A 12,149-nucleotide genomic window follows, 5' to 3' on the forward strand; every position below is an offset into this window, starting at 1 on the left:
CCTACGCATACCGATCCCATGACCGTCGTCCGCACCCGTTTTGCCCCCAGCCCTACCGGCTACCTCCACCTTGGCGGCGCCCGCACCGCGCTCTACAGCTGGGCGTATGCCCGCCATTTCGGCGGCACCTTCGTGCTGCGCATCGAAGACACCGATGTCGAGCGTTCCACGCCTGAAGCGGTGCAGGCCATCATCGAGGGCATGCAGTGGCTCGGCCTGATGCATGACGAAGGCCCGTTTTACCAGATGCAGCGCATGGACCGTTACCGCGACGTGCTGGCCCAGATGCTGGAAGCGGGCACTGCCTACCACTGCTATTCGTCCAAGGAAGAAGTCGACGCCATGCGCGAGCGCTTCACGGCCGCCGGCGACAAGCCGCGCTACGACGGTACCTGGCGTCCGGAACCGGGCAAGACCTTGCCTGCGGTACCGGCCGACCGTGAGCCAGTGGTGCGCTTCAAGAACCCGCTCGACGGCGACGTCAGCTGGGATGATGTGGTCAAGGGCACGATCACGATTTCCAACAAAGAACTGGACGATCTGGTCATCGCCCGTCCGGGCGGCGTGCCGACCTATAACTTCTGCGTCGCGGTCGACGACTGGGACATGCAGATCACCCACGTGCTGCGCGGCGACGATCACGTCAATAACACTCCGCGCCAGATCAATATCCTGCGCGCCATCGGTGCGCCGCTGCCGCAGTACGGTCACCTGCCGATGATCCTCGATCATGAAGGCAAAAAGCTGTCCAAGCGCACTTCCGCTGTCAGCGTCATGGATTACCCGGCGAAAGGCATCTTGCCTGAAGCGATGTTGAACTACCTGGCCCGTCTGGGCTGGAGCCATGGCGATGATGAAATCTTTTCGATGGAGCAGTTCTGCGAGTGGTTCAACACCGATCATCTGACCAGTTCCGCCGCCCAGTTCGACCTGGAAAAACTGGCTTGGCTGAACAACCACTATATCAAGCAGGCCGACAACACCCGTCTGGCCGCGCTGGCGCGTCCGCGGATGGAAGCGAACGGCGCCCAGTTCGACGGTGCGCCTGATCTGGCCGCGGCGCTGGGCCTGATGAAGGACCGCACCAACACCGTCAACGACCTGGCCGATGCGGCCATGCTGTTCTACCGCACGCCACAGCCGGACGCGGCCTTGATGGCCCAGCACCTGACCGACGCCGTCAAGCCGGTCGTAGCCCAGTTCGCCGAGCGTTGCGCCACGGTCGAGTGGACCCGCGAAGCGCTGGCGGCGATGATCAAGGAAGTGCTTGCCGCTAACAGCATCAAGATGCCGGTGCTGGCGATGCCGCTGCGCCTCTTGCTGACCGGCCAGCTGCAGACGCCGGCCATCGATGCGGTGCTGGTGCTGCTGGGCCGTGAACTGGTTCTGTCACGCCTGAAAGCCAACGTTTAAATTGTTGGGCCCGGGGCTTTGCATATTGCAAGCCCTAGTATATAATTCTGCTTCTTCGACGGACGGGGGTATAGCTCAGCTGGGAGAGCGCTTGCATGGCATGCAAGAGGTCAGCGGTTCGATCCCGCTTACCTCCACCACTAATCGAAGCAGATGTGAAGAGTTGCAGGTAGATGCCACTACCTGATTGCAGTACCGGGTCCCCATCGTCTAGAGGCCTAGGACATCACCCTTTCACGGTGAGTACAGGGGTTCGAATCCCCTTGGGGACGCCAGGATTCGAGTAGTAAAAAGCAGGTCGAAGTAGTACAATGCGGTCGCAGTTTAGTATCACTAAACGCCCTGACGAGTCAGGGTTTTTTGTTGGTGCGGTAAGTAAGGTCAGGATGTAGAATACGTCCAGGACAGATTTCTGTCCCCATCGTCTAGAGGCCTAGGACATCACCCTTTCACGGTGAGTACAGGGGTTCGAATCCCCTTGGGGACGCCAGTTTTACCAGAGGGGCGTGAAAACGGTTCTTTGTTATTCCAGCGCCGAGTAGTTCGCGTTACATGGGGGGTATAGCTCAGCTGGGAGAGCGCTTGCATGGCATGCAAGAGGTCAGCGGTTCGATCCCGCTTACCTCCACCAAGTTTTGATGTATTTGTACATTGCGGGTAGTTGCCACTACCTGGCAACAGTTCAGGTCCCCATCGTCTAGAGGCCTAGGACATCACCCTTTCACGGTGAGTACAGGGGTTCGAATCCCCTTGGGGACGCCAGTTAGTGCAAAAGCCGCCTTGTGCGGCTTTTTGCATTGTCTGCTGGTCATGGCCGCGCAGGCAAATCCACCGTCGTGCCGCGCAGGCGGGCACCCAAGTTTGAAGCGCAGTCGACGGCTCATCAGACTTGGGTCCCCGCCTGCGCGGGGACGACGGTTTGAGGTCAACCGTATTTCTATTGCGCCGAACCGGATCACATCGTATGTCTCTTCCTAGCGACCCCGCACTCACCCTCGCCCTGTTCTGCCGCGTCGTCGACAACTACGGCGACATCGGCATCTGCTGGCGCCTCGCGCGCCAGTTGCAGCGCGAGCACGGCATCGTGGTCACCTTGTGGGTCGACGACCTGCCCAGTTTCCGCCGCATCTGCCCCGAGGTCGATCCCAGCGCCGCCCTCCAGCAGATCAATGGCGTCACCGTGCGCCACTGGACCACCCAGGATGGCGAGTTCACGCAAGCCGACATCGCCGATATCGTCATCGAATTTTTCGCCTGCGACATCCCGCCCGGCTACATTGCCGCCATGGCCCAGTGCGAGCCGCGCCCGGTCTGGTTCAACCTCGAAGGCTTGACCGCCGAGGCGTGGGTCGAAGGCTGCCACACCTTGCCGTCATCCCATCCGCGCCTGCCGCTGACCAAGCACTTTTTCTTCCCGGGCTTTACCGCCAAAACCGGCGGCCTGATGCGCGAAGCGGCGCTCGACGGCGAACGCCGCCAGTTCCAGGCAGATGCCACCGTGATGGCCGCTTTTCTCGGCCAGTTCGGCCTAACGGCGCAGGAGATGGCATCGACAAAAATCTCGCTGTTTTGCTACCCGCACGCCCCCGTCGCCGCCTTGTTCGGCGCCTGGCAGGGTGGAGCGCAAGCCATCACCTGCCTGGTGCCGGAAGGCGTGGCGACGCAAGCGGTCGACGCCTTCCTGGGATCGGCGTCCAGGCCCGGCGCGGCAGCCACCCGTGGCGCGCTGACGGTGCGCGTGCTGCCCTTCGTGCCCCAGCCCGACTACGACCGCCTGCTGTGGGCTTGCGACCTCAACTTCGTGCGCGGGGAAGACTCTTTCGTGCGTGCCCAGTGGGCCGGCCGCCCCTTCATCTGGCACATCTATCCGCAAGATGAAAACCTGCACCACAAAAAACTGCGTGCCTTCCTGCAACGCTACGCAGCGGGGTTGGACAGCCTGTCCGCGCTGTCGCTGTGCTGGAATGGCGCCACACAAGACGAACCCGATCCGGCGCCCCTCTGGCCCGCTTTCGACGCCGCGCTGCCCGCCTTGCATGCGCATGCCGACGAATGGCAGCGCCAGATGTTGGCAAACGGCGATCTCACCAGTAATTTGCTGAACTTTGCCGCTTCGCTTAGGTCATCGCGCCCCGGATAAGGTACAATATTCGGTTAATTTCTAACGTATTTTTACCTCGATCAAACGTGAGCTTCCGGCTTTATGCCAGCGGGCGACAGATGATTTTCATGCAACCCACTTTTTACGTACACTCTTTATGAAACCTGCAAAAGAAATTCGTGTTGGCAACATCATTATGGTTGACAGCAAGCCTATGATCGTGTTGCGTTCCGATGTCAACGGCTCGAGCCGCACGGGCTTCACCTACAAATGGAAGATGAAGAATCTTCTGAACAACAGCCCGATGGAAAACGTGTTCCGCGGCGACGACAAGTTCGACGTCGTCGTGCTGGACAAGAAGCCGGTGACTTACTCGTATTTCGCCGATCCGCTGTTCGTCTTCATGGATACCGAGTACAACCAGTACGAAATCGAAGAAGAAAACCTGGGCGATGCACTGCATTACCTGAAGGACGGCATGGAATGCGAAGCCGTGTTCTACGACGGCAAGGCCATCTCGGTCGAGCTGCCAACCACGATCGCACGCAAGGTTGCTTACTCCGAGCCAGCGGTCAAGGGCAATACGTCGGGCAACGTCCTGAAAGAAGCCAAGCTGGAAAACGCCATCGAAGCGCACAGCCACTCGGTTCAGGTGCCACTGTTCGTCAGCACCGACGACGTCATCGAAATCGATACCCGCACCAACGAATACAAGCGCGTCGTTCGTAACTGATCACGTTGCCGCTCAAAAAAAACGCTGCCTCATGGGCAGCGTTTTTTTTCGCCGGTACGGCGCAACTATTTGGCTTTTTTCGCCTTGGCGAACACCGGACCCCACAGCGGATGGCCGCTTTCGCCCGGCGCCAGCGCGAACGCGGGATCGAGCTTGAAGGCTTTGTCGAAGTGCTGGCGGCACGGGACCGGGCGCGAGGTCACGCAGTAGCTGAACGCGATGTACTTGTGCGCGGCAACCTGGTTGGCCTTGGAGCCGGCGCTGATGTCGGCCGCGCTGAGACGCTTGATGGCCTCGTTGTACGCGCCCTGGTTATACAGTTCGATGCCTTCGTTCAGCGCCACCTGGTCGGCGCTGGCGGCCGGCGCCGATGGCACCACCGGCGGCGGCGGACGTGGCGTGGGCGGGCGCGGCGCCGGCGGGCGCGGCGTTGCCGCGCTCGTCTTGGCAGGCGGATCGGTGGCGCAGCCGGACAGCGCGAGGCCGCCGGCCAGCATGGCGAAAATCAGAAAGTGTCGGGTTCGGTTCATGCCTCGATCTTAATGCGTTTATTTGGGCTGCGCTGTGAAATCATGTTCAATCGTGTGTGACTTGTTTTTGCTGGCGTCGATACTCAACAGGAAATCCTGGAAACCGGGATTGGCGATCCGGATCTTGTGTTTTCCGGCCGGCAAGGTCAGCTTTTTCAGGGGCGGCGTGACACCCGCCTCCTTGCCGTCGACATAGATCGTGCCCCATGGCTTGATCGACAATTTATAGTTGAACGTTTCGGGCGCCGCATCGGCGGCCGGGTCGGCCAGCACATCGGCGGCGGCGACAGCCTCGGCCGGCGCGGGGACGGCCGCGCTCGCGTTGTCGGCGGCCACCGGCGCCTCGGCCGGGGTGGCAACGGCTGCCACCGGTGTTTGGGCCGCTGGCGGCGGCAGGGCGGAAGCGTCGGCCACCGCAGGCGGCTGCTGGGGCGGCGCGACCATGATCGTATCGGACGGCTTGGACAGCAGCGAATACAGGCCGACCGCGATCGCGGCCACCATCACCACGCCCGAGGCGGCAATCCCGGTCCAGGGCGGCAAGCCCTTGCGGGCCGGCTTGGCCGGTTTGACCGGTTTTTCGGCCGTCTCCGGTTTCGGACGGCGCGAGGAGCGTGCCTGTCCATCCGGACGGGGCGCGCCGCTGGCTGGCTTGGACAGGTTCGGCTTGACCGGACCGGTGGCGGGCGATTGCTGGGCGGCAGCGGCCGGCGCGGCAGCGGCGGCGCCGGCCGCGGCATCGGGCAGGCGGTCGAGCGTGGCAAAGCGCTGGGCCGGGCCGGTAGGGCGGGCGCGCGGCGCTTCGCCGCCGGCTTCGATGCCGAGCAGGTCGCGGAAGGCGTCGATGGTCTGCGGACGGTCCTGGGCCAGCACGGCCAAGCCTTTGTCGATGGCCGCCAGGAATTCCTGGCTGTAGCCGGGCAGGCCGCGTTCGGCCAGCGGCTTGACCGGATCGCGCACCATGCGCGCGATCGAGGTCGCGGGCGGTTCCTTGACGATGGCAAAAAACATCACCGCGGCCAACGCGTAAATGTCGGTGTACGGTCCCTGGTCGAGCGAGGCGTCGCCGGCGTACTGTTCCACCGGCGCGTAGCCGGGTTTCAGGATCACGGTCAGGCCGCGCGTGCGGTCGCCGATGATCTGGCGCGCCGAGCCGAAGTCGAGCAGCACGGCGTCGCCGCTTTCCTGCACGATGATGTTATCCGGCGACACGTCGCGGTGCAGGATCTTCATGGTGTACAGCATCTCGAGGGCGTCGAGAATCTGCTTCATCACCTTCTTGCACCACACTTCGGTCACCAGTTCCGGACTCTGGGTGACGATATCCTTGATGGTGCGGCCATCGTAATACTGCATGGCCGTGTAGGCGGTGCGGTTCTGTTCCCAGAAACGGTGGACCTTGACCAGCGACGGGTGGTCGAACTGGGCCAGGAAGCGCGCTTCGTTGATGAAGCTTTTCAGCCCCACGTTGAAGGTTTCCTGGTGCCGTTCGGCGCGCACCATGATGCTGTGGTCGCTGGCGCGCGTGGCCAGCACACCAGGCATGTATTCTTTCAGGGCCACGCTGCGCTGCAGCGAATGGTCGAATGCCATGTAGACGATGCCGAAGCCGCCTTCACCGAGCACGCCGGTGATTTCGAAGTCGGCCAGCCTGGTGCCGATCGGCAGGCAGTTTTCGGAGCCGGGGGCGTGGGCGTTCATACGACCTCTCTCTCGACGCGGATGGCGTACGCGGAGAAATTGTCGCGTACTCTGTCGCTGCCTTCCAGGGCCGCCTCGGCCAGCGCGCACATGGCGGTCAGCCATTGCTCGCTATTGCCCGCTTCGGCCAGGGTGCGTTCCATCTCGTCTTCGTGCACCCATTCCCACAGGCCGTCGCTGCACACCAGCAAGGCGTCGCCGTCGAGCAGCTGGACCGGGCCATCGCCGAGCGCGACCGGGGTTTCGCCTTCGGCGCCGACGGCGGCGAACAGGATGTTGCGCTGGGGATGGATGCGCAGCTGGTCGGCGCGCGCATAGCCGGCGTCGATCAGTTGCTGGGTCAGGCTATGGTCGCGCGTGGCGCTGACCAGCTTTGTGTCGCGGAACAGGTAGATGCGGGTATCGCCCAGATGCGCCCATAAAGCATGGGCATTGGCCTGGTCCACCAGCAGGGCGGCCACGGTGGCGCTCATGTCATGATTTTCGGCATGAATCTGTTTGTTTTTCGCCACACTTGCGATGGCGTGGGCCGTGTAGGACAGCAAAGCATGGGCCCCGAAGGCGGGAACCGAGGCAAATTTTTCCAGCATCGACTCGACCACGATCTTCGCGGCCACCTCGCCGCCCTCGTGTCCGCCGGCGCCGTCGGCGATGATGAAGCAGGAAATATCGCCGTGCTGGGCTTCGCCGACAGCGTCCTGATTGCTGGCGCGCATGCCGATTTCACTGATGCGTGTCCAGGCCAGGCGGATCGGGTTGCGCTCAACCATTGCTGGTGCCGGCGGCGTTCGAGCGCTCGACTTCCTTCTCGTACGCGGCCAGGAAAGCGGGACCGAAGATGGTCTTGAACTGGTCTTTCGCTTCCGCTTCGGCCGTGTGGTAAGCCTGCTTGTAGTTCTTCCAGCTCTCGGCCTGGCGGCGCGAGGGAATCAGGGTGCCCATCATGCCGCCGCCCGACACTTCGGTCTCGAACAGTTCCGGCTTCAGGCGTGCCAGCATGGCGCCCATGCTGGCACGGGTGCCGGCGGCCACGCCTTTCTGATGGCTGCGCAAGTCTTGATAAGCATCCTCGATCGACTCGAGCGGCTCCATGAAACCGGGCATTTTCTTGCGCAGCATCTGGGTCAGCACGGTCTGGCTGTCCGGGAAAAACTTGAGCGGATTATTGTTGCGCATCACCACCATCGTGACATCGGCCTTGACCTCTTGCTTGACCAGGGAGCGCAGGGCCAGCAGATCGATGGTGCCTTGCAGCGAGCTGGCCAGCAGCTTGCCCATCAGCTCCATCAACTCCGGGGTCAGGCCGGAACCGAGCGCATCGGCGGGAATGCCGGCGCCACGCAGGAAGGCCTGCTTCAGTGTTTCAATGTCATCAAGCACGACGTTAGTATTCATGAGTGCGGGGCCGCGGGGTAGCGTCGATGTTTATCTCAAGCAATCATGCCAGATTTAACGATTAAGCGCATCAATCGGATGAACCTAATTTACGCATTTTGCCTCATGACAACGCAATTTGCCGTATCTTCTGACATGAACGCCGGTCTGGGTGCTCATGCGACGGGCCTGCTGCTCATTTGTTCATCATTTGCTGGGCAACAGGACGCGCGACACGTTTAGTGTAGCTGCATAAGTGCGTCACCGCAAAGCCCGGCTCATCCGTTGTGCAACAGCATGCCGTACGGCATCGCTTTGGCAATGGCCTTGGCCGGGGCCTTGGCGAGGGCAATGACCATGGCCTTGCTCTTGGTCATTGCCCTGGCATCGCCCGCGCATGGCTTGCCTCAGGCGTCGATAAAGCGCATCTTGAAGCTGCGGCCCTTGATGTTGCCGAAGTCGCGCCCGAGCTTGTTGCCAAGGTTGAGGCGCTGGAAGGCTTGCTCGGCCACGTGGCGGTCGAGCGCCACATAGGTCATGAATTCGAACACATTGATCTTGCCGACCTGTTCCTTGGTCAGCCCGGCGTCGCCGGTCAGCGCGCCCAGCAGGTCGCCTGGGCGCAGCTTGTCCTTCTTGCCGCCCATGATGACCAGGGTCACCATCGGCGCCGGCGCCGCCGCTTCGCCATCGTCGGCCAGTTCCGCCAGCGGATGCCAGCTGACCGGCGCGTGCTGGTATTGCTCGATCAGCTTGACCCATTTCTTTTCGTTCGGCGCGCACAAGGTCAGGGCCAGGCCCGATTCGCCGGCGCGGCCGGTGCGGCCCACACGGTGGATGTGCACTTCGGTATCTTTCGACACGTCGGCATTGATCACCGCGCCCAGGTTGGCGATGTCGAGGCCGCGCGCGGCCACGTCGGTGGCCACCAGCACCGAGCAACTGCGGTTGGAAAACAACACCAGGATCTCGTCGCGCTCGCGTTGTTCCAGTTCGCCGTACAGCGCCAGCGCCGAAAAGCCCTGGGCGCGCAATTCGTCGGCCAGTTCGCGGCAATGGACCTTGGTGTTGCAGAACGCCAGCGCCGAGACCGGCTTGAAGTGCTTCAGCAGGCGGCCCACGGCCTGGTCGCGGTTGTCGAAGCCGACTTCATAGAAGCGCTGCTCGATCTGGTCGCCGCTGTGCTGGGCTTCGACCACCACTTCCACCGGGTTCCTCAGGAACGATTCGGTGGCGCGCCGGATATCGTCCGGATAGGTCGCCGAAAACAGCAGGGTCTGGCGGCGCGACGGGCAGGCGCTGACGATGCCGGCGATCTCGTCGTAGAAACCCATGTCGGTCATGCGGTCCGCTTCGTCCAGCACCAGGGTCTGCACCTTCGACAGGTCGATGCTGCCGCGGCCCAGGTGATCGCGGATGCGGCCCGGTGTGCCGACCACGATGTGGGCGCCGTGTTCGAGCGAGGCGATCTGCGGGCGCATGGGCGCACCGCCGGTCAGGGTGAGCACCTTGATATTGCCTTCGCCGCGCGCCAGGCGGCGCAGTTCGTTGGCCACCTGGTCGGCCAGCTCGCGCGTCGGGCACAGCACCAGGCCCTGCACCGCAAACCAGGCGGGATTCAACTTGTGCAGGATGCCGATGCCGAAGGCGGCGGTCTTGCCGCTGCCGGTCTTGGCCTGGGCGATCAGGTCGCGCCCGTCGAGCACGTGCGGCAGGCTCTTGGTCTGGATATCGGTCATCTCGCGATAGCCGAGCGAGTCCAGGTTGGCCAGGAAGGTGGCGGTGAGCGGCAGGGTGGCGAAGGCGTTTGGATTCATGTGGTGCTCGGGCAAAAGGGGAGGTCCTCAGTCTAACAGGCGACCGGAGATGGATGAACTGCGATGGCGCGGCTGGGCGGGCGCGCCGGGGAATTACGCGGCAGCCCAGTTGGGCAGGCCGGTCAGGTCGGTATTGTCGTCGCGCCGCCACACCGGCAAGCCGCTGGCATCGGTTTCGTCGAGCAGTTCGAGCTGTTGCTGGCGGAGGGCGGCTTTGCGCTGGCGCGGCACGGTGGTGCGGCGCGCTTCGGCTGGGGGATGGACGAGCGGCGCAGCCGCGCCGAACCCCGGCAGATCGAAGGTCGCGTTATCTTTTTTGTCTCTCATGGGAAGCGCGGTGGACTGGCTTGAAGGCAGCTAGTCCCTTTCTAAAAACAAAAGCCCGGCTGTGTGAAGAGTCGGGCTCAGTTCAAAATGTGTTTGGTTGCGGGGACAGGATTTGAACCTGTGACCTTCGGGTTATGAGCCCGACGAGCTGCCAGACTGCTCCACCCCGCGTCTGAGCGGCGAATTGTACAGGGGTTTCGCCGCAAGTGCAAATGATCGCCTCGTCAGCGCAAACCGTAGCGTTCGCGCAGCGCTTGCAGAGTGCCGTTTTTCTCCAGCCGCGCGATGGCGGCGTTCACGCGCGCCAGGTCGTCCTGCGTGGTGCTGGCGCGGCTGAGCATCAGGTGCACCGGCGCCTGATGCACGACAAACGGCAGCTGGCGCAGCACCAGCTTCTGGCGCTGCGCTTCGTACAGCACGGCGGCGCGGTCGCCCATGATCAGCGGCGCGCGTCCGGCGCCCAGCATGCGCACGCCCTGCTCGAAGGTGCCGAAATCGAACAGGCGTCCACTGGCGCGCAGGCCAGGTGCGGCGTGCGCGAAGTCGGTCCCGTACCAGCCCACGCGCGGCACCAGCACGGCGCTCTCGCCACGCGCCAGCGCCGCCATGCCGCCGATGGCGGCGTAGCGCGCATAGTCGCGCGCCAGCACGAACAGCGCCACCGTCTCGTTGCGGTAGGCGTCGGAAAAGCGCGCGAAACGGCGCCGCTCGGGTGTGTCGGTGGCGGCCAGCATCAGGTTGAAGTCGCCGCGCTCGAACAGCAGCATGCGCCGCACCGTCGGCAGCGGCGGCGCCGTCACCAGGGTGCAGCCGGCTTCCTTGAGGATGGCCTTGGCCATGTCCATATCGAGGCCGGTCTGGAGATTGTCTTCGTTGGTGAAGGAGTAGGGCGGCCATTCCTCGCTGACCATGTTCAGCGGCCGGCTGCAGGCGCGCGCCTGCGCGCTCGCGAGCAGGACGGCGGCGGCCAGCAACGCCGTTACAGTGCGCGCAGACGCCATAGCGATGTCAGTTCGGCGGCGCGCGCGGCGTGCAGCGGGTCGCTCGGATCGGCCGCGCGCGGATGGGTGGGACGCACGTCGTGGCGCTCGATCACTTGCAGGCCGCCGGCCGCGATCAGCGCCAGCAGCTGCTCGCGCGGGCGCAGGCCGAGGTGCTCGGCCAGGTCGGACAGGATCAGCCAACCCTCGCCGCCTTGTGCCAGGTGGGCCGCCAGGCCGTTCAAAAAGCCCTTGAGCATGCGGCTGTCCGGATCGTAGACCGCGTATTCGATCGAGGAGCTCGGGCGCCCCGGCAACCAGGGCGGATTGCATACCACGAGGTTGGCGCGGCCCTCGGGGAACAGGTCGGCCTGGACCACCTCGACAGAGTCTGACACGCCGAGGCGCTGCAGGTTTTCGCGCGCGCAGGAGAGGGCGCGCGCATCCATGTCGGTGGCCACCACCCTCCCCACGCCGCGCTGCGCCAGCAGGGCCGCCAGCACGCCGGTGCCGGTGCCGATATCGAAGGCCAGCGCGCAGGCGGGCGGCAGCGGCGCGTCGGCCACCAGCGCCACGTACTCGCCGCGGATCGGTGAAAACACGCCGTAGTGGGGGTGGATGCGCGCGCCCAGCGCGGCGATCTCGACCCCGTTCTTGCGCCACTCGTGGGCGCCGATCAGGCCAAGCAGTTCGCGCATCGATGCCACGAACGGTTCGTCGCCGCGGCCGTAGGCTTCGTTGCAGGCTTGCTTCACGTCCGGCGCGCGCCGCAGCGGCACGCTGTAGTCGGCCTCGAACGGCAGCAGCAGCATGGCCAGGGTGCGCGCGCGCTGCGACTGGGCCTGGCGGTGCAGGTGGAAGGCGTCGGCCGGCGAGGCGGGGACCTTGGGCGCCCTGGCGCGTCCGCCTTTATGGTCGGCGCGCCGCGCCAGCGCCTGCAGCAGCTGGCGCGCGTTGTGGAAGTCGCCGCGCCAGAGCAGGGCGGTGCCTTCGCAGGCGAGGCGGTAGGCCACGTCGGCGGGGGTTTTGTCGTCGGCGATGACGACTTTTTTCGGCGGCGGCATGCCGCTCTCGGAGCGCCAGCGCGCGGAACGCGGCTGGCCTTCTTCGGTCCAGTGGATGCGCGCCGGGGCGTCGGCAGTGTGTTCAGCTTGCATGGGGGCGATCGGTCAG

General features: G+C 64.1%; 11 protein-coding genes and 6 tRNA genes. 8 read left to right on the forward strand and 9 right to left on the reverse strand.

Going from position 1 to position 12,149, the window contains the following annotated elements; translation table 11 throughout:
• The first annotated feature begins 18 nt into the window (after positions 1–18).
• The 8 genes from gltX (at position 19) to IV454_RS18195 (ending at position 4,247) form a co-directional block, all read left to right on the forward strand.
• A complete protein-coding gene (gltX, locus tag IV454_RS18160) occupies positions 19–1,413 on the forward strand; it encodes a glutamate--tRNA ligase (RefSeq protein WP_206087223.1) in 1,395 nt (464 codons plus the stop codon).
• A gap of 64 nt (positions 1,414–1,477) precedes the next feature.
• Positions 1,478–1,553, forward strand: a tRNA-Ala gene (locus tag IV454_RS18165).
• Positions 1,554–1,612: 59 nt separating this feature from the next.
• Positions 1,613–1,688, forward strand: a tRNA-Glu gene (locus tag IV454_RS18170).
• A gap of 139 nt (positions 1,689–1,827) precedes the next feature.
• A tRNA-Glu gene (locus IV454_RS18175) sits at positions 1,828–1,903 on the forward strand.
• Positions 1,904–1,968: 65 nt separating this feature from the next.
• A tRNA-Ala gene (locus IV454_RS18180) sits at positions 1,969–2,044 on the forward strand.
• Between the two features lie 55 nt (positions 2,045–2,099).
• Positions 2,100–2,175: transfer RNA gene (locus tag IV454_RS18185), tRNA-Glu, on the forward strand.
• A 202-nt stretch (positions 2,176–2,377) separates the two neighbouring features.
• The gene (earP, locus tag IV454_RS18190; protein WP_206087224.1) at positions 2,378–3,553 is read left to right on the forward strand and encodes an elongation factor P maturation arginine rhamnosyltransferase EarP; all 1,176 of its coding nucleotides are present in this window, start codon (positions 2,378–2,380) and stop codon (positions 3,551–3,553) included.
• A 118-nt stretch (positions 3,554–3,671) separates the two neighbouring features.
• A complete protein-coding gene (locus IV454_RS18195) occupies positions 3,672–4,247 on the forward strand; it encodes an elongation factor P (RefSeq protein WP_054267202.1) in 576 nt (191 codons plus the stop codon).
• Between the two features lie 65 nt (positions 4,248–4,312).
• Here IV454_RS18195 and IV454_RS18200 read toward each other — a convergent pair whose 3' ends face one another.
• From IV454_RS18200 to IV454_RS18240, 9 genes are all read right to left on the reverse strand, one after another.
• On the reverse strand, positions 4,313–4,777 hold the full coding sequence (locus tag IV454_RS18200) for a TssQ family T6SS-associated lipoprotein (protein WP_206087225.1): 465 nt from the start codon (positions 4,775–4,777) through the stop codon (positions 4,313–4,315).
• Between the two features lie 18 nt (positions 4,778–4,795).
• Positions 4,796–6,478, reverse strand: coding sequence for a serine/threonine-protein kinase (locus tag IV454_RS18205; RefSeq protein ID WP_206087226.1), 1,683 nt, complete (start codon positions 6,476–6,478; stop codon positions 4,796–4,798).
• The gene (locus IV454_RS18210; RefSeq protein WP_206087227.1) at positions 6,475–7,248 is read right to left on the reverse strand and encodes a PP2C family protein-serine/threonine phosphatase; all 774 of its coding nucleotides are present in this window, start codon (positions 7,246–7,248) and stop codon (positions 6,475–6,477) included. The genes IV454_RS18205 and IV454_RS18210 overlap by 4 nt, the downstream gene beginning before the upstream one ends.
• Positions 7,241–7,873 carry a type VI secretion system-associated FHA domain protein TagH gene (gene tagH, locus IV454_RS18215; RefSeq protein WP_054267206.1) on the reverse strand — a complete coding sequence of 211 codons (633 nt, stop codon included), beginning with the start codon at positions 7,871–7,873 and terminating at the stop codon, positions 7,241–7,243. The genes IV454_RS18210 and tagH overlap by 8 nt, the downstream gene beginning before the upstream one ends.
• Positions 7,874–8,259: 386 nt before the next feature.
• Positions 8,260–9,669, reverse strand: a complete 1,410-nt coding sequence (gene dbpA, locus IV454_RS18220; RefSeq protein WP_206087228.1) for an ATP-dependent RNA helicase DbpA — start codon at positions 9,667–9,669, stop codon at positions 8,260–8,262.
• 93 nt (positions 9,670–9,762) lie between these two features.
• On the reverse strand, positions 9,763–9,996 hold the full coding sequence (locus tag IV454_RS18225; protein WP_206087229.1) for a hypothetical protein: 234 nt from the start codon (positions 9,994–9,996) through the stop codon (positions 9,763–9,765).
• A gap of 94 nt (positions 9,997–10,090) precedes the next feature.
• Positions 10,091–10,167 (reverse strand) — tRNA-Met (locus IV454_RS18230).
• 53 nt (positions 10,168–10,220) lie between these two features.
• A complete protein-coding gene (locus tag IV454_RS18235) occupies positions 10,221–10,997 on the reverse strand; it encodes a substrate-binding periplasmic protein (RefSeq protein WP_206087230.1) in 777 nt (258 codons plus the stop codon).
• Positions 10,976–12,133, reverse strand: coding sequence for a methyltransferase (locus IV454_RS18240; RefSeq protein ID WP_206087231.1), 1,158 nt, complete (start codon positions 12,131–12,133; stop codon positions 10,976–10,978). Before IV454_RS18240 ends, IV454_RS18235 begins: the two co-directional genes overlap by 22 nt.
• Positions 12,134–12,149: the final 16 nt, after the last annotated feature.

Origin of the sequence: Massilia antarctica (assembly GCF_015689335.1) — a bacterium.
Classification (GTDB): Bacteria; Pseudomonadota; Gammaproteobacteria; order Burkholderiales; family Burkholderiaceae_D; genus Telluria_A; species Telluria_A antarctica.